This window comes from Streptomyces lasiicapitis (assembly GCF_014646335.1).
GTDB lineage: Bacteria > Actinomycetota > Actinomycetes > Streptomycetales > Streptomycetaceae > Streptomyces > Streptomyces lasiicapitis.
This window is the reverse complement of record NZ_BMNG01000001.1, coordinates 720776-738047: the sequence shown is the minus strand read 5'-3', so window position 1 is coordinate 738047 and position 17272 is coordinate 720776. Positions and strand designations below refer to the sequence as shown.

The window sequence follows — 17272 nt, the reverse complement described above, 5'->3', positions numbered from 1 at the left end:
TAGACCTGGAGCGAGGTTGGAAGTGTGGAGTCCAGTTAGGCCCACGTGTGCGCAGCGTTAACCAACAAAACCAACAGGAGGGGACGGCATGCCACCACGACGGACGGCGTCGGACCGTAGCCGGTCAGCGCGCGCACGCTACGCAGACGCGCTGGCGTTACTCCGCAGCGAAAAGGGGGTTTCGCTGCGGGCGCTGGGGGACGCGGTGCGCGCAGATCACACCCACCTGAGTCATATGGAGCACGGCCGCAGCATCGGCGGTCCAGAGCTGGCGCGGGAGCTTGATCAGTACTACGGCACGACCCACCTCATCATCTTGTGGGAAGCGGCAGCACGTGATCCTTCGCGTTTCCGTGAGCAGTACCAGACCTACATGACCTTGGAGGCACAAGCCCTGGGGCTACAGCAGTACGCGCCGAGCATCATGCCGGGCCTGCTTCAGACTGAGGCATACGCTCGGACGCTGCTTCGGGCGGCAGGGCCGATAGATGAAGATGCACTCACTGAGGACGTCGTGGCGAGAATAGGGCGACAGGAACTCTTGAGTCGCACAGATGACCGGCCAGAGTTTCGCGCGATCCTTGACGAAGCCGTCTTGCGGCGCCCGTTGGCAGATCCGAAGGAATGGCATGAACAGTTGGCACACCTACGTCAGGTCGCCGAACTGCCGAACGTGACACTTCAAGTGGTGCTGACATCCGTCGGACTGCACGGACTGACGAACACGGACACGACATTTCTGTACCTGTCTGACGGTCGCACGTTGGCTTACGTAGAAACCGGCTACTCAGGTGCGTTGGTCGAAGACGCAAGGAATGTGGACCGGCTCCGAAGGTCGTACGATCACCTGCGTGACATCGCGCTGTCTCCGCGCAAGTCATGCGACGTGATCACTCAGCACATGGAGGAAACCCCGTGTCAGCCCCCCGAATAGATGAGAACACTGCGAGCTGGCGACGTTCCAGCTACAGCAACCAGGACGGGGGTAACTGCGTTGAGTGGGCGCCCGAGCGCGTGGCGGCTGTAGGTGCGGTCCCGGTGCGGGACAGCAAGAGGCCGGGTGGGCCGGTCCTCACGCTCGCCCCTGAGGCGTGGTCCGCCTTCGTCGACTTCGCGCGCGCCAACGGCTGACGCTCAGGCGAAGCCCTGTTGCTCCACTAGGGCGGCGGGGCTTCGTGCGTGCTGGATGCGTTTCTTCCTGCGGCTGCGGTGAGTGACGGATCAGGGCTCAGCCGGCATGAGCCTCATCCGCTTTTGTCCGTTTCTGCTGTGACCCTGCGTTAAATCGATCTCTCGGTGCGTGCCCCGTGCGGCGGGGCGGTGCTTGATTGTCGCTCAACTTATCCGGATAAGTGGTTGACCCCTAAGCGGTGATGCTCAAGGCTTGGCACTTATCCGGATAAGTGGTTGACCGGTAGGTCGGCCGCTTGTCGCCTGCATGATCTGAAGGAGTGTCAGATGGCAAGCAAGACTGTTGTGGGTCGCGTGCTCTTCACGCTGGCTCTGGCTCTGAGTGTCGGCATGGTCGGTGTGTCGGCCGCGTCGGCCGCGCCGCCTCCTGCTGCACCGCCCCCCGCGGCGGCGCCCGTGAAGGCTGCTCCGTCCATGCCGATCCCGGGACCCGGCGGCTTGGTGCAGACGTACTCCGCTGGCAGTGACGGGCGCCTGTCGTACGGGGAGATCGCGGCGGCGACCGTGAACGGTCTCCGGGTGCGTTCCGGCCCCGGTACCGGGTACACAGCGCTCGGGCTGCTGGGCAAGGGCGACAAGGTCCGGCTGATCGGTGCCAGGCAGGACAAGCGCGGTCAGATATGGCACAGGGTCGTTTTGCGTCACAGCTCCGACTACGGCCTGCCGCGCGGCTATCGCGGGTGGGTGACGGCCTCGTACCTGTACTGAGGTACCGCTGAGGGTGGCCCCTTCTCTGCTGTTCGCGGAGAAGGGGCCGCTTTCGGCCGTTCTGCCGGTCTGTTTGCTGAGTGCATATCCCGCTGGCATTTCTGCAACATTTTCGGGCATTGGCATTCCGAAACGTTGCCATCGGTAGCATTCTGTGTGCAGCACTCAGAACGGCCGGAAGCCTGACCTCTCGCGCCTCAACTGCGTAGAGGGGTCACGGGGGTTGTCGGAGACAGCGAGAAAGGCTCACTCGTGCTCAAGAGGGCGTTGCAATGGTGAATATATCGGAGAGTGGGGACCCTGACGAGACGCTTTGGGTGCCGCAGATCGACTACCTGTCGGCCTGGCGGCGGGCGGCGGTGGCGGCGGACACGCTGAATGTGGCGGCGGCATCATGCGGGCTGGATGTGGTGCGGGCGCTGCCGCATGCTGGTGCGCGGGGCGAGGCTGTCGTCTGGCTGCACCCGGACGGCGCCCGGGAGCTCGCGCATGTGCTGACCCTGTGGGATCGGGCGTGGCGCGTCAGGTAGCGGAGAGAAGGGGAGACGGCGGCATGCGGCACGACGGATGGCACACCCGTAAGGGATCACGAGTGATGATCGAACAGGATCGGAGTGGTGAGTTCATCGTCTGTGAGGGCTGCCCCCGGCCCATCCGGATCACGGGTGCGGGCGCTGCGCGGGTGGCGGCTGAGGAGCATGCGCGGAGGTGCGACCGGTAGGTGGGAGGGCTGCGGCGGTACCCGTCACGGCTCGCGGCCGACCGCCCCCGCCCCGATGGCGCCTCTGTTGGGCCTGGGCCACGGAAAGCCAGCCACGACGGGGCCGCAGATTTTTGCCGGCCGCGAGTGGATCACGGTTACCACCTGCGGTCTCAGCCACGCTACCCATGGCTCTTGGCACGTCCCGGGGCCGCAGTCGCCATGGATCGCGCGGTCCCCGTCGGGCGCACCGCAGGGCCGTAGGCCTGAGGAGGGCACCGACCCTGAGGCGTCCCGGCCTCAACTGCCCGGCGTCTGTGGGCAAGAGCCAGAGACTGACTGCTCTCTCGTCCCGCACGGCCTGGCGGCCGAGGACGAACCACACAGCAGGGCCCCCGCGTTGAGGAAATCCGCGGGGGCCCTGCTCGCTGCTCAGGGGCTGATCGAATGCCGGGCGGTCCGGACGTCCGGACGGGACCGGCCGGAGGCCGCATGCCCGGCCGGAGCGGCCGGAACCGCCCGGCGCGCCGCAGGCGCGCCCTTGAGGAAGTAGAGAAAAGTTACGCCGATGGCTCCGGCTTCGACCGTGATGCGGTGGTCTTCTTGGCGGCCGGTCGGCGCGTCGGGGTGATCGGATAGCTGAGCTGCACCCGGGAGGCGGCAGCGCGCAGTTCCTCGCAGATGAGGGCGCGTTGGCTGTCGGCGTCGCTGATCAGACGGTAGGTGATCAGAAGCGGTGAGGCGTCGGCCAGTCCAAGGGCTGTGCGCTCGTCGGGGTAGGGCAGGCGGGCCGTGACCGATTCCGTGATCGCAAGCGTGCGGCCGTCGGCAAGCCGGGCGTAGAGATCGTCTAGCGGGGCGTCAGGCTGCTCGGCCAGTGCGGGCACCTCGGCCGCCGTGGCCAGCGGGATGATCACACGGTGCGCCACCCTGATACCGGTCTGCGGATCATGGAATGTGCGATCTACACAGATGGCGTCCTGATCCTGCTGATCAAGGAGTACGGCGGGCTGCCCGTCGACGGTGATCCGGGAGACAGCGGGCGCCTCGGCCTCGCTGAGATCGCCCGGCGTCTGCCACGTCTTGCCCGTGCGGTAGACGGACCGGTCTACCGTGAGTGCGGCGGTGCTGCTGCTCTGGTACCGCACCATCGGCTGTTTGCCTTGGCTGACGCTGACGAGACCCATGCCGCGCAGCTCGGCAATCGCGCTGCGCACCGTGGACTTGCTGACACCGAACGTCGCGGTGAGCGTCGCTTCACTCGGCAGGAGATCACCCCCTGCGTATGTGCCATCCCGGATCTGCCCGGCCAGGTGCTCGGCTACCTGCATGTACATGCTCGGTCGTCGCTCGATGAACGGTCGGCTGTTGTCGGTTGCTGCCATGCCGCTGCCTCCGGCTGTCGGCGGGTGGATGTGGTGACAGTGCGTCATGCGTAGTGGTGCTCCCCAGCTCCACCCTTGTGAGGATAAGGGTTGACCTCTTATGGGTATAGGGCGCAGCATGAGCGAACCTCTTATCCGGATAAGAGGCTAGGTGATAAGTGCGAGGTGAGGTGAACTCCTGTGCAGAACAAACCGATTGACGTGGCCCGGCTGGGTGTCATGCGGTGCGTGATCGCGCCCGAGGCGCGCACGACCCAGGACGGGGAGCTGCGCCGTGATCGCGAAGGACAAGTGCAGTGGGTGACGGCGCTCAGCGTGCGGCAGCTCGAAAGCCGCCGCGCGGACGTGATCAACGTGGTCGTCTCCGGCGCTCAGCCGACGGGCGTTGCTGAGGGCGCAGAGGTCCGCGTGACCAATTTGTGGGCCAACGAATGGGCCATTGACGGCCGCAGCGGGACGTCCTGGCGGGCTGATGCGATCACCCCGGTCCCGCCTGCTGCCACCAGTGGTTCTGACCTTATGCCGGCCACTAGTGGATCAAGAGGAAAGGCAGGTGAGAAGTGATGGACCGGTACTTCTGGCACCTGACCACGCGTCAGGCAAACGGTCTGGACTGCGTGGTCTGTGAGGCTGACCTCCACGCCGGGGAAACCTCGCTCGTTCCCGTCGGCATGGACCCGGCTACCAAGTTCCCGGTCTACGCGTGCAAGCAGCCGTGTGCGGTCTCGGTGGCGGTTGAGGCCGAGCGGATGGCGCGCGACATGCGGATCGCCACCGGCACCGAGAGCGACAGTGCGGATGCCGGACTGATCGGCCGCGACAACGAGTTCGGCGCTCTGCTGAGGGACATGCGCCTGCTCGTGGGCATGGACGCGCTCTTAGCCGTGACCAGTGATCTCCCCACCCTGATGTACCTCCTTCAGATGACGGACCAGCATGCCGAGTCGGCCCATTTCCGGGCCCGTGCGGTCTGGGAGCGCATGTCCCGACCCAACCCGGACCAGGGCCAGGGAGACGGGGGAGGCGGGACGTAGTGGGCATCCCCGTAGGCCTCTGGATCCTCGTCGGCCTGGCCCTCGTCGGCTGGCTCGCACGGCGGTGGTGGGAGCCTTGCCTCGCGGCGCACGGCCTCGCCCCCAGGGATCTTCCGTTGCGCTGGTGGCTCGTCGGCTACCCGGCGGCGGCCTGGCGCATCGTCTACACCTGGCGGCGCCTGTGCATGATCAACAACCTCTCGGTGTCCTTCCGGCCGAATCAGCGCCTGATCAGCAAAGACACAGTCGTCCAGGGGCAGGCACTCAAACCCCGGGTACCGAAGATCAGTTGGCCGATGCCGACCCGTACCGGCCTGCGGGTGCGTGTGCTGATGCACCCCGGACAGACCCCTGCGCCTTATTACGCGGCGGCGCGCGCCATGGAACATGCCTGGCGGGTGCACGGCGTCCGGGTCACCTCCCCCCGGCGCGGCCACGTCCTGATCACAGTCACGGCCCATGATCCGCTCACCGGCGAGCTGCCTGCCGCGAAACCGGCCACCAGGGAGCTGCTGTCGGCGGATGTCGGCCTGGTCGAGGACGGCTTGGCCTGGGTGATCGACTTCCGGCGCATTCCCCACTGGATGATCACGGGGGCGACACAGAGCGGCAAGAGCACGCTGTTGGCGGCGCTCGTGCGGGCGCTGACCCCGCAGCGGGTCGCCCTGGTCGGGATCGACTGCAAGGGCGGCATGGAACTCGGCCTCTTCGGCTCCCGGTTGACGAAGCTGGCGTCCAGCCGCGCTGAGGCGATTGAGGTCCTGGAACGGATCATCCGAGAGATCCAGGAACGTACCCGGCTCTGCCGCACGGCGGGCGTGCGCTCCATCTGGGATCTGCCCGAGGATCAGAGGCCGGTGCCAGTGGTCCTGATCGTCGATGAACTGGCAGAGCTCTACCTCAACGACGGCTCCCGCACCTCGAGACGGGAAGCGGAGGAGTGCGGCACGCTCCTGCTGCGTATCGCCCAACTCGGCGCGGCTCTGGGCGTGCACCTGGTGGCGGCCGGACAGCGAGTCGGCTCCGATCTCGGCCCCCGCGTCACCGCCCTGCGCGCACAGCTCGGCGGACGCGTCGCCCACCGGGCACACGACGAAGCCTCGGCAGAAATGACCCTCGGCGACATCAACAAAGACGCGGTGGTGGTCGCGCAGAGCATTACCGAGGAAGAGCAAGGCGTGGCGGTCGTTGCCATGCAGGGGCGCTGGTCCCGTGCCCGCTCCCACCTGATCACCTCGGAGGAGATCGCGGATATTGCTGCCACTTATCCTCCGCTGAATCCGCTCCTCTCCGGACCGGAAAACAGCGAGACGGGTATGAAAGGGGGGCGTGCAGAATGAAACCCGGCACGATCTACCTGCTAACGGCCTTCCTGGGTTTGTACGCATTCATGCTCGCCCGGTCCCGTGAGCTGAAAATCCATCAGGTAATCCTTATCGCCCTGGGCGGATTCCTCCTGGCTTTCACCCCGCTCGGGTATCCCGTGTGGCTGCTCATCCTGGCTATCGGCAAAGGCCTGGGCGCCTGACCAGAACCAGCGGGCCGCGCTCTGCTGCCCGCAGAAACCAACCGAAAGAAGAAACCATGACGTACATCGAACATCTCCTCGGCGTCATTGCTGCTGCCGCGCTGAGCCTCCTCGTGGCTATCGCCGGAATCGGCGCGACCCATCCGGCAGGCACGGTATTCGTGAAAGCCTCCGGCGCGACGTCGGTTTCATGTACGGCTGCGAAAGTCAGAGACAAGCCGGAGGGGAATTCCTTAGCGCACGGAATAGGGTACCGCGGCGAGGAATTCACCTTCCAGAAATTCGCCTTACGGAAGAGCGAGCGGGCCTGGTACTCGTACGGCACCGTGACACGCAAATCTGACGGCAAGAAGGTGCACGGCTACATCCGCTATGAATGCGGCAACCCGCACGGCTCCTACGGCGCACCTCTCCCGAAAAACATGAACTGACCCCAGAACACAAAACCTCTTCGCGAACTCACTGACACACACAGACTCTCTCACCAGACCACAGAAAACACGGAGCCGAATCATGACGACCGATCTGATCCCACACGAAAGGGGACCCCCGTCCCATGTATCCCTCGACGCAAACGGCGCGGCGCTCAGCTCTCGAAAAGGCTGAGCGTCTGCGCCTTCTTTCATCCACCGAGCGCGACCTGATACGGCTCGTGCATGAACCCGGATTCCCGCGCTGGCTCGAACAGATCAAAGCGACCGGAGGATGCGCCCACCCGATCTACCTCTCCGGCCGGACCACCCTCCGCGACGCGGCCACCGGCTCCGTGCTCCGCCACTACGACACCGCCGCCGAGCCTGGCGGCAGACTGCCCGTGCGCTGCCGAAACCGCCGCCAGACGCGCTGTGAGCCTTGCTCGCGCGAGCACGCGGGCGACACCTATCATCTCGTCCGCTGCGGCCTGCGAGGCGGCAAGGGCACCCCCGACCGCGTCCAGCTCCACCCGAGAGTTCTCCTCACCCTCACCGCACCCTCATTCGGACCGGTCCATCGCGCTACCTCGGAGAGTTTGTGCAGGTCACGGAATGCCGGCTGCACCTGCGATCATGGCCGACCCCTCGCCTGCAACCGACAGCACGCCGACGGCGACACGGTCATCGGACAGCCGCTCTGCCCGGACTGCTACGACTACACCGGACACGTCCTCTGGCACGCCCACGCAGGACGGCTGTGGAACCGCTTCTGCCACACGATCAGGCGTCGCCTGGGCACGTCGGCGGGCATTGCACAAACCCGGCTCCGCGACCACCTCACGCTGAGCTTTGCCAAGGTCGCCGAATACCAGAAACGCGGGGCAATCCACTTCCACGCGGTTATCCGTCTAGACGGTCCTGACGGCCCCTCAACTCCGCCTCCGGCCTGGGCCACCCCCGAACTCCTCACAGGCGCAATCGAGTTCGCTGCGGCATCCGTGACCGTACGCACTCCATATTCTCCGGCCACCGGTGAAAGGGTCCTCCGCTTCGGCCAGCAACTCGACGTGCACCCCATCGCCAGCGAAGCCTTCTCGGGCTCGACCGCTGTCACTGATGATGCCGTAGCGGCCTACGTCGCCAAATACATCACCAAAAGCGTCAGCAGCAACGCGGGAGGCCTCGACCACCGGATCACCCACTACAGCGGAATAGCACTCGCCCCCGTCAGCGCCCATATACGCGCCCTCATGGGCACCTGCTGGCGCCTGGGCGCCCTGCTCGAACTCGCAGGCCTCAATCTGCGCTCCTGGGCTCACACACTCGGCTATCGCGGCCACGCCCTCACCAAATCCCGCCGCTACTCCACCACGTACGGGCACCTGCGGGCAGCACGCGCAGACCACCAAAGCGGCGCTAGCTCCCTCTCCATGGACAGCAGAGCAACGGTCACGGAATCAGCCTGGAGATATGTCGGGTCCGGCCATTCCCTCGCTGCGGCGGAAATCGCCTATGGCATCGCATCGGACATCTCTGCTGCACGAGAATTACGCAGAGAGATCATGATGTGCGGGGGTGCAGATGTTGAATGATCCGCATGTCGGCAGATTTCACTGTGACCGGACGGTCGACGATCGAACAGTGCAGCACCGCACCTGGCGTCTCACGTCAGGTTCCTTCAACGTGGCGCGAATGGTATCGCAGGTGCTAGGCGGCCAAGCATCGGAATTTGGGGACGTGGGGTGGGAAGTCGAAACGGAAGCTGAGGAGATTCCCATACTTCTTGAGGAAACGTGTGCGTGCGGTGTGGCGTTTCGTATCGAGTCCGCTGCGCACATAGGTTCCTTCGTCTTCAAATCCAGCTATTTGATGCTCGACGACTGCTCTCTAGGGCCGCGTAGTATGCTGATCCGTCCTGTTCAATTCAAGACGCGTACAGGTATGTACGTCCTCTATCTACTGCCAGAGATTATCTGAATTCGCACGCTGAAGCCGCAGGGGGAACGTGCGACTTTGCCATGTATCGGCGGTCGTCTACCGCAATGCCAACTGTAGGTGTCGAATATCTGCTCCGGTTATGCGAACTCGCTCATCTGCCTTAGCGTGATAGAGCTTAACCTTCACGTCGAATGCTGCTAGAAGTTCACGACGTTCTGCATCGTCCTTAGCGTTATGCCATTTATCTGCCACGGTGATTCCGGTGGGTACCCACTTCATTCCGGCGGGGCGAGTGGGAAGCTTCTTGAGTTCTTCGATCTCATCGCTCATTCGTGCATACTCTGTCCGATACCACTGCTCGTCTTCTTCGCTATTGTAGAGACCTGCTGTGCGATCTGACCTCAGGCGCTGGCGGTCGGCGCGGAGTTCCGCGATTCGTGCTAGGTGTCCGGTTCCGGGGTCGTATCTCTTTTCTACGAACTGTCCCGCTCCATACTTCGACAGGAACCAGTCTGTGACTATCTCGTTGAGTTTACTTACTGCCATACTCGGCGCGGGCTTGCAGTGCTGCGAAGATTTAATTCCGCGCACCCGTGCCGTGCATCCGTATGCCTTTTCCTGTTTGGTCTTCTCGGTCATTTGAATTCGCTCATTGCAGTTACCGCAAGATGTGCGGCGGCTTGCCAGTAGATAGATTCCCTTGGGGGCGGGCGCCTTCCTTCCCTTTTGTGGCTTCGTCTTCTGGATCAGGGCATCTCGCTTGGCGTGATCCCAAAGGCCTTCTGCTATCCGCTTTGGGTGCCCGCGCTCGTCAAGTACCGGTTTCCCTCTGTGTAGTAAGTAGCCTAGAGACCCTTCGCTGGTGAGTAACTCCTTAATCATTACCCCTGTCCATAGCGTTCGTCGCGGCTCTTTCCCGTACTTCACTCGCCGGTAGTCCCTGGGTGAGAGAATCCCTTCGCGGTTGAGGCGCGCGGCCTCTGTGTTAACGGTTATGGTTCCCGTCTCGTCTGCGAGAATCCTTTCTGCGACGTTGCAAAGAATCTTCTTTGCGTCGGGGTCGTGCTCGACGTGGTGCACGCGCCCCATGGGGATCAAACGGACGAACTGAAAACCGTACCGGTTTCCATTCTTCGGGCGGCCCGCTTTCCTTGATGCTTCGGCTTCTTCCCGATTGCGCTTCTGGATTGCTCGAAGCTCCATTTGCGCTCCGAATGATTCCATGGAGAGGCGCATTTCGTCGGCTGGGTCGTCAAGGTCCCACGGGCCTTGGTGCCCATGTGTGACAAGCAGTCGCCCGGATTCGTGTACTGCGTACGCGGTGTTGAGTACGTCGCGTTGGTTCCGGCCGATTCGGTCGACTGCTGACCCTACGATTCCGGAGTAAGGGCCCGCTTCGTTGCGTAGCCATGGTCCAAGCTTCTCTCGTGTGAATGGGTCTGTCGCACCGGATACCTCCCAGTCGTCTGCCCAATCAATGATGTGTCCGCCGATGGCGGCGGTAGCCGCGATGATTAGATCGGCCTGCTTCTCGGGGCTGTTGGTCTTGTCGGTCATGCGAGATAGGCGCCGTACACCTAGGAGGCACCTGCCGCACCCGTCGTATTCGGTGGTTGCCATGTGATTCATGGTCGCCTGCCTTCCCATCGCACGCATGTGTGTTTTGGGTAAGTTGCCGACCGGCAACCACGAATACTTCTCCGGCGCCGAGCAGTGGGTGGAGCACGTCCGCGACCTGGGCCTGCACCCCCTGGAGAACGCCCGCACGGAGCTGCCGTACTTCGACCTCGCCGGGGTCAACGACGTACAGGGAGAGGGCGAAGGCGAGGGCCCGGACTTCGGAAAGGCGCTCGGCGACCGCGACCGACGACGCGCGTCGGTGCTCATGGCCCACCAGCCCGTGGTGATCCACGACGCGGTCAAGCACGGAGTGGACCTCCAGCTCTCCGGCCACACGCACGGCGGCCAGCTCTGGCCCAACAACCTCATCGCCGACCTCGCGAACCCGACCCTCGCGGGCCTGGAGCGCTACGGCGACACGCAGTTGTACGTGACGCGCGGCGCCGGAGCGTGGGGCCCGCCGGTACGGGTCGGCGCCCCGTCCGACATCACGGTGGTGGAACTGGCGTCACGGCAGGCGTGAGCGCAGCCGCGGCGGCCTCGGGCGGCGGCTGCGTCCGGCGCGGCGGCTCCGTGGGGTGCGGAGGGGCGGCCGGGAGCGGCGGCGCGGGCGTCCGGGGCAGGGTGACCAGAACCGTCAGGCCCTTGCCAGGAGCCGTGCGGACCGCGACCTCACCGCCGTGCGCCGCCACCACCCCGTGCACGATCGCCATGCCGAGCCCGCTGCCCGCGCCCCGGCCCGCCCGGAAGAACCGGTCGAACACGCGCGCCGCGTCCTCGGTGTCCATCCCGGGACCCTCGTCCGCCACGGTCAGGTGCACCACGCCCTCGCACCGGTCGAGGCCGAGCCGCACGGGCGCGTCGGCGGGCGTGTGCGTACGCACGTTGGCCAGCAGGTTCGCGAGCACCTTGCACAGCGCCTGCTCGTCCGCCTGCACCAGGATCGCGCCGTCCGCGCGCACGGTGAGCGGCCGGTCCGGCTCCTGCGCGCGCAGGTCGTCCGCGGCGTTCCGCACCACCCGGCTCAGGTCGACCGAGCGGAACCGCAGCTCGGGCTGCTGGTCGAGGCGGGCCAGGGTGAGCAGTTCCTCCACGAGGTGGTTCATGCGGTCGGTCTCGGCGTGCACGCGGCCCCACGCGCGCGTGCGGTCCTCCTGCTCCCTGAGCATCCCCTTGTCGTACAGCTGGAGATAGCCGCGGATCGCCGCGAGCGGCGTGCGCAGCTCGTGCGAGGCGTCCGCGACGAACTGGCGGAGCTGCGCCTCGCTGCGCTCCCGGGTCGCGAAGGCCGCCTCGACCTGCTGGAGCATGGAGTTGAGGGCGAGCCGGAGCTGCTCGGTCTCCATCACGGCGGCGGGATGCGCGGGTACGCGCCGCTTCAGGTCGCCGTCGGCGATCGCCGACGCCGTCTCCACCATGTCCTCAAGGGGCCGCAGGCGCTGGTGCGCGGCGATCATCGTGAGGACGGCGAGCAGCCCGAGCAGCACGGCGCCGAAGGCGAGGTCGAGCTTGAGCGCCTTGGCGACGCCCGACTGGACGTTCTCCGTCGACGTCGCCATCAGGAGTACGGAGCCGTCCTTGAGCCGTGCCCCGGTCGCGCGGTAGGCGTCGCCGTCCAGGGTGAGGTCCCGGGGTCCGGCGCTGCTCGCGAAGTCCACCGGGTCGCCCACGGCCGTGGCCAGCGCGCGCTGGCGTGCCGTCGTCGGCAGCGGGCCGACGCGGACCGGGCGGCCCTCGGGGTCGATGACCACGAACGTCGACTCCGGGGGCGGAATCCCGTCCGCCTTCAGGGCGTTGGGCGGCAGCTCGTCGAGGGAGCCGAGGCCGGTGAGGGTCCGCATCTGGTCGAGCGTGAGGCCGCTGTGGCGCACCGCGGAGCGCGAGGCGGACAGTTCGGTGTCGACGTTGTCGAGCAGGTAGTGCCGCATGCCGATCAGGCTCACGGCGGTCGCGGCCACGATGCCGAGGGCGAGCAGCGCCACGTTCACCAGGGTGAGCTTGGCGCGCAGCGAGTTCATGCCGAGCCGTCCGCGCGGCCTCGGGCGCCCAGGTGCGCGGAGCCTCATGCCAGCCCGTACCCGACGCCGCGCCGCGTCGTGATCAACGGCGGCCCCACCTGGTCGAGTTTGCGCCGCAGATAGCTGACGTACGTCTCCACGACCGTCGACTCCGCCGAGTGCTCGATGTTCCACACATGGCGGAGGAGCTGTTCCTTGGGTACTACCTGGCCGCCGTTCCTGACCAGGAAGCGCAGCAGCGCGTACTCGGTCGGGGTGAGCTGCACCGAACCGCCACCGCGCCGCACCACGTACGTCGTCTCGTCCAGCTCCAGGTCGCCGTACCTCAGCGGCGGGCGCTGCGGCAGCACGTCGTTGGGGCGGACCCGGCGGAGGACCGCGCCGATGCGGGCGATGACCTCGTCGATGTTGAACGGCTTGGTGATGTAGTCGTCGCCGAAGCCGAGCGCGCCCACGACCTCCGCGGGCGCGTCCCTCGCGGTGAGGAACACAAGGGCCAACTCGGGCCGCCGCGCCCGCAGTTCACGCCCGAGCGCCCGTCCGTCGCCGTCGGGGAGCATCACGTCGAGCAGCGCGCAGTCCGGCCGGGTGCGCTCGGCCGCGGCGAGCGCCTCGCGGACCGTGCCCGCCGTCATCACCTCGAAGTGGTGGAAGCGCAGGGCGATCGCGAGGACGTCGGCGATGCTCGGCTCGTCCTCGACGACCAGGACGGTCGCCCGGCCCGGCGCCGCGTCGGCGCCCCCGGCCGCTGCGACATGTGTTCCCCGGTGACCTTCGGCGTGGCTCATGACCCCAGTATCCGCACGCTCGTTGTACGAAGGACGGGTCCGCCCTTTGGAGTTCCTTGAGAATCGCTTCCGTAACGCGCCGTTGGTGCGGCGGATCCCTGATGCTGGGGCGCGGAAACCCGTGGGCTCGCCCGGGGCCCCGGCCCGGGAACCTCCCGTGGTCCGGACCGCGGGGGAATCGGTTCCAGCGGTATTCGGCGGCATTCGGCGGGTAAGGGAGCGTGCGACGTGACGGCATGGGCGCGGTGGTGTCATCGGCACCGTCTTGTGGTCCTCGTGCTGTGGCTGGGGGCCCTGTTCGGCCTCGGCGCGGCGGGCTCCAGTGCCGGCACCGCCTACTCCAACGTCTTCTCCCTGCCCGACACCGACTCCACCCGCGCCCACGACCTGTTGACCAAGGCGTTCCCCGAGCGCAGCGGCGACACCGACACGGTGGTGTGGAAGACCGGCGGGGACTCCTCGGTCCGCGACGGTTCCGTACGCGACCGGATCGAGCCCGCGCTGAAGGAGATCGCCGCCCTGGACGGCGTCGGCGACGTGGCGAGCCCGTACGCGCCGGGTCCGGCCGCCGCCGCCCAGGTCAGCGCGGACGGGCGCATCGCCTACGCGCAGGTCACCTTCGTACGACAGGCCAACGAGATTCCCAAGGAACTCGTCGAGCGGGTCGTCGACACCGCGCGCGCCGCCGAACGCGACGGACTCCAGGTCGAGTTGGGCGGTCAGGCCATCGTCCGCACCCAGGAGCCGCCCACCGGCATCTCCGAGGCCGTCGGCATCGCGGCCGCCGCCGTCGTGCTGTTCCTCGCCTTCGGCTCGCTCTTCGCGATGCTCCTTCCGATCGTCACCGCGGTGTTCGCCGTCGGCACCGGCATGCTCGCCACGATGCTGCTCAGCCACGTCACGGACGTGCCCGAAGTGGCGCCGCTGCTCGGCTCGTTGATCGGCCTCGGTGTCGGCATCGACTACGCGCTGTTCATCGTCACCCGGCACCGCCGCGGCATCCTGCGCGGCCTGGAACCGGGCGAGTCGGCGGCGCAGGCCCTCAACACCTCCGGGCGCGCGGTGCTGTTCGCGGGCGGCACGGTGTGCGTCGCGCTCGCCGGGATGCTCGTGATGGACATGCCGTTCCTGGACGGCGTGGTGATCGCGGCGTCCCTGACGGTGGTGCTCAGCGTCCTCGCCGCGATCACGCTGCTGCCCGCCCTGCTCGGCTTCCTCGGCGCGCGCGTGCTCAGCCGCCGCCAGCGCCGCCGTCTCGCCGAGTCCGGGCCCGAGCCGGAGGAGCCGGGCGGCCTCGCGGCGCGCTGGTCCGCGCACGTCGAGCGGCGCCCGCGCATCATCGCCGTCCTCGCCGTCGCCGTCATGGCCGCCCTCGCGATCCCGCTGCTCTCGCTGCGCCTCGGCGCCACCGACCAGGGCAACCACCAGGAGTCCACGACCACCCGGCAGGCCTATGACCTGCTCGCCGACGGCTTCGGCCCCGGCTTCAACGGACCCCTCCAGGTAGTCGTCGACAAGCCGGGCCCCACGGACACCGAAGGCCTGGTGGAGCGGATCCGCGACACCGAGGGCGTAGCCCACGTCACGGCGGCCCCGCCGTCGGCCTCCGCCGACACCACCGTCATCGAGGTCGTGCCCACCACCTCGCCCCAGTCCCAGGAGACCGACGCGCTCATCGACCGGCTGCGCGGCGACGTCCTGCCGCAGTCCGGCGCGGACGCCCACGTGGGCGGGGTGACCGCCGTCTTCAAGGACTTCGCGGCCGTCACATCGGACCGCCTGCCGTACTTCGTCGGCGCCATCATCGTGCTCGGCTTCCTGCTGCTCCTGGTCGCCTTCCGCTCGTTCGTGGTGCCGCTGGTGGCGGCCCTGATGAACCTGATCGCGGCGGCCGCGTCCTTCGGGGTGCTCGTCGCGGTGTTCCAGTGGGGCTGGGGCATGGAGATCCTCGGCCTCGGCAAGGAGGGGCCCATCGCGGCCTTCCTGCCGGTCATCATGCTGTCGATGCTCTTCGGCCTGTCGATGGACTACCAGGTGTTCCTGGTCAGCCGCATGCACGAGGAGTGGGTGCACACCCGCGACAACGCCCGCGCCGTCCGCGTCGGCCTCGCGGAGACCAGCCGCGTCATCAACTGCGCGGCGCTCATCATGATCTGCGTCTTCGCCGCGTTCGTGCTCAGCGGCGACCTGGAGGGCGCGATGGCGGGCATCGGCCTGGCCGCGGCCGTCGCCCTCGACGCCTTCATCCTGCGCACCGCCCTCGTCCCGGCCGCCATGCACCTCCTCGGCCGCGCCAACTGGTGGCTGCCCGGCTGGCTCGACCGCCGCCTGCCGCACCTCGCCGTCGAACCGAAGGAAGCCGAGCCGCCGGCCCCCGAGGACCTGGAGGTCCTCGTCGCGGCGGCCCTGGGAACCCCCCGCCCGCCGATCCCCCCCGGCTCGGCGGGCGGGTGCACCACCTCGCCCGGCATCTGCGGCGCGGTCAATCCGTACGAGGCGGCGCACGCGTACGAGTACGAGTCGAGGGACGCCTCCGGCGACCCCGCCAAGGCGCTGCCCGCGTACGACGCGCACGACCCTGCGACCCCGTACGGCCCCCGCCGCCCCGGACAGTCGGCGGACTCCGGCGCCGGACTCCCCGAGGGCCCCGGCCCGCACGCCTCCGTGGTGCACGGCTTCATCGTCACGCCGGACGGCGACCCCATCCACAGCGTGACCCTCACGCTCCTGTCCAAGGGCGGCCGCCAGCTCGACCGCGTGTCCTCGCTGGCCGACGGCTCGTACATCCTCGCGGCCCCCGCCCCCGGCGTGTACCTGCTCGCGGCGACCGCCCCCGGGTACGCGTCGAGGGCCCGCCACATCATGCTCGGCGACGGCCCGTTGACGTACGACCTGGAACTGGTGGAAGCGGTCGGCGGCGGAGTGAGCGCCGTGACCTGACCCGGACCCCACCGGGGGCGGAGCTGCACCCGCCCACCGGTCTCACGGCCGGGACGCCCGCGCGCCGACGACCACCCGAGCCCACGGGGCGGCGAGCGGGACGACCGGCACAGCGGTGGCCGCCCTTCCACAGGGGCGGCCACCGCTGTTTCGACAGTGCCGCCTGCCCGGGTCGGGCCCACCACCTTCCTCCCGGTGCTCCCGCCGCTCCCTGCGCTCCGCCGTACCGCTCAACTGCGCGCGCAGCCGCCGCAGTCCGCGGTGCAGGGCCATCCGTACGGCGCCGGGCCGCTTGCCGAGCACGCGGGCGGCGGACGGGCTGTCCATGCCGACGAGCACGCCGAGGAAGACGGCCTTGCCCTGGTCCGGCGGCAGCGCGGCGACCAGGTCCACGGTGTCGTCCGTGGCGAGCGCCTCCAGGACCTCCTCGGCGGTGTCGCGGGCGTCCGGCACGTCGAGCGCGTCGCCGTCGGTGAGGCTCAGCCGGGGGCGGCTCATGCGGCGGCGGATGTGGTCGCGGGCGCGGTTGCGGGCGATGGCGGCGGCCCAGCGGCGGAAGTCGGCCCCGTCCCCGCTGAACCGCTCCAGATCACGGGCGATCTGCAGCCATGCCTCGGAGGCCACGTCCTCCGACTCGTCCCCGACGATGCCGCGTACGTAGCCGAGCAGCCCCGGGTGCACCCACTGGTACACCAGCGCGAAGGCCGCTTCGTCGCCCTGTCCGGCGTCGGCTAGGGCGCGGGTCAGCGCGGCGTCACCGATCCTGCTCCGTCCTTGTCGGCCCCCGGCGTCCGGACCTTCCCGGCTCCCGGCATCGGGCCCTTTTCGGCCCTCGGGACCCTGACCTCCTCGGTCCCCGGTGCCCGGAAGCCCACGTCTGTGGTCCTCGCGGCCCTCGTCCCCGCCCTGTCGGTCCCCACCCGCGCCCACGCGCTCCTCTTAACCCCCGCTGACACTGCGCACCGTGCCCGTGCCCCCGTACCCGTACTTGTCCGCCGTCCGCCGGGCG

At 67.7% G+C, this 17272-nt stretch carries 16 protein-coding genes and 1 pseudogene; 12 read left to right on the top strand and 5 right to left on the bottom strand.

The features are described from left to right. Positions 1-88 precede the first annotated feature (88 nt). From IEY91_RS03275 to IEY91_RS03260, 4 genes are all read left to right on the top strand, one after another. Positions 89-934 carry a helix-turn-helix domain-containing protein gene (locus IEY91_RS03275; protein ID WP_189172706.1) on the top strand — a complete coding sequence of 282 codons (846 nt, stop codon included), beginning with the start codon at positions 89-91 and terminating at the stop codon, positions 932-934. After that, positions 880-1131 (top strand): DUF397 domain-containing protein, encoded by a 252-nt coding sequence (locus tag IEY91_RS03270; protein WP_189172705.1) that lies wholly within the window; start codon positions 880-882, stop codon positions 1129-1131. The genes IEY91_RS03275 and IEY91_RS03270 overlap by 55 nt, the downstream gene beginning before the upstream one ends. A 327-nt stretch (positions 1132-1458) precedes the next feature. Beyond that, entirely contained in the window at positions 1459-1899 is a 441-nt protein-coding gene (locus IEY91_RS03265) for an SH3 domain-containing protein (protein ID WP_189172704.1), read from the top strand. 272 nt (positions 1900-2171) lie between these two features. Further along, positions 2172-2429, top strand: a complete 258-nt coding sequence (locus IEY91_RS03260; RefSeq protein ID WP_189172703.1) for a hypothetical protein — start codon at positions 2172-2174, stop codon at positions 2427-2429. 730 nt (positions 2430-3159) lie between these two features. Here IEY91_RS03260 and IEY91_RS03255 read toward each other — a convergent pair. After that, on the bottom strand, positions 3160-3984 hold the full coding sequence (locus IEY91_RS03255; protein WP_189172702.1) for a GntR family transcriptional regulator: 825 nt from the start codon (positions 3982-3984) through the stop codon (positions 3160-3162). 180 nt (positions 3985-4164) lie between these two features. Here IEY91_RS03255 and IEY91_RS03250 point away from each other — a divergent pair, with 180 nt between their 5' ends. The 6 genes from IEY91_RS03250 to IEY91_RS03225 all read left to right on the top strand — a co-directional run bounded on the left by IEY91_RS03250 (position 4165) and on the right by IEY91_RS03225 (position 8551). Further along, positions 4165-4548: a hypothetical protein gene (locus IEY91_RS03250; RefSeq protein WP_189172701.1), complete on the top strand. Its 384-nt coding sequence runs from the start codon at positions 4165-4167 to the stop codon at positions 4546-4548. Next, a complete protein-coding gene (locus IEY91_RS03245; protein ID WP_189172700.1) occupies positions 4548-5018 on the top strand; it encodes a hypothetical protein in 471 nt (156 codons plus the stop codon). Before IEY91_RS03250 ends, IEY91_RS03245 begins: the two co-directional genes overlap by 1 nt. Continuing rightward, a complete protein-coding gene (locus tag IEY91_RS03240) occupies positions 5018-6358 on the top strand; it encodes an FtsK/SpoIIIE domain-containing protein (RefSeq protein ID WP_229696660.1) in 1341 nt (446 codons plus the stop codon). Before IEY91_RS03245 ends, IEY91_RS03240 begins: the two co-directional genes overlap by 1 nt. Next, complete coding sequence (locus IEY91_RS03235) at positions 6355-6546, top strand: hypothetical protein (protein ID WP_189172699.1); 192 nt, start codon at positions 6355-6357, stop codon at positions 6544-6546. The genes IEY91_RS03240 and IEY91_RS03235 overlap by 4 nt, the downstream gene beginning before the upstream one ends. Positions 6547-6602: 56 nt before the next feature. Further along, positions 6603-6977, top strand: a complete 375-nt coding sequence (locus IEY91_RS03230; protein WP_189172698.1) for a hypothetical protein — start codon at positions 6603-6605, stop codon at positions 6975-6977. A 125-nt stretch (positions 6978-7102) separates the two neighbouring features. Then, the gene (locus IEY91_RS03225; protein WP_189172697.1) at positions 7103-8551 is read left to right on the top strand and encodes a replication initiator; all 1449 of its coding nucleotides are present in this window, start codon (positions 7103-7105) and stop codon (positions 8549-8551) included. A gap of 442 nt (positions 8552-8993) precedes the next feature. Here the strand turns inward: IEY91_RS03225 and IEY91_RS03220 are convergent, their stop codons facing one another. Then, positions 8994-10454: a recombinase family protein gene (locus IEY91_RS03220; RefSeq protein ID WP_229696659.1), complete on the bottom strand. Its 1461-nt coding sequence runs from the start codon at positions 10452-10454 to the stop codon at positions 8994-8996. A gap of 121 nt (positions 10455-10575) precedes the next feature. On the opposite strand from IEY91_RS03220, the pseudogene IEY91_RS03215 reads away from it, so the two are divergent. Beyond that, positions 10576-11040: pseudogene (locus IEY91_RS03215) on the top strand (metallophosphoesterase); the annotation flags it as partial. Here IEY91_RS03215 and IEY91_RS03210 read toward each other — a convergent pair. Both IEY91_RS03210 and IEY91_RS03205 read right to left on the bottom strand, forming a co-directional pair. After that, positions 11006-12535 carry a sensor histidine kinase gene (locus IEY91_RS03210; RefSeq protein WP_229696658.1) on the bottom strand — a complete coding sequence of 510 codons (1530 nt, stop codon included), beginning with the start codon at positions 12533-12535 and terminating at the stop codon, positions 11006-11008. The pseudogene IEY91_RS03215 and the gene IEY91_RS03210 sit on opposite strands and share 35 nt — an antisense overlap. A 44-nt stretch (positions 12536-12579) precedes the next feature. Next, a complete protein-coding gene (locus IEY91_RS03205; protein WP_189172694.1) occupies positions 12580-13323 on the bottom strand; it encodes a response regulator transcription factor in 744 nt (247 codons plus the stop codon). Positions 13324-13551: 228 nt separating this feature from the next. Here IEY91_RS03205 and IEY91_RS03200 point away from each other — a divergent pair, with 228 nt between their 5' ends. Next, positions 13552-16263, top strand: a complete 2712-nt coding sequence (locus IEY91_RS03200) for an MMPL family transporter (RefSeq protein WP_229696657.1) — start codon at positions 13552-13554, stop codon at positions 16261-16263. 42 nt (positions 16264-16305) lie between these two features. Here IEY91_RS03200 and IEY91_RS03190 read toward each other — a convergent pair whose 3' ends face one another. Then, positions 16306-16959: an RNA polymerase sigma factor gene (locus IEY91_RS03190; RefSeq protein ID WP_373287881.1), complete on the bottom strand. Its 654-nt coding sequence runs from the start codon at positions 16957-16959 to the stop codon at positions 16306-16308. Between the last annotated feature and the right edge of the window lie 313 nt (positions 16960-17272).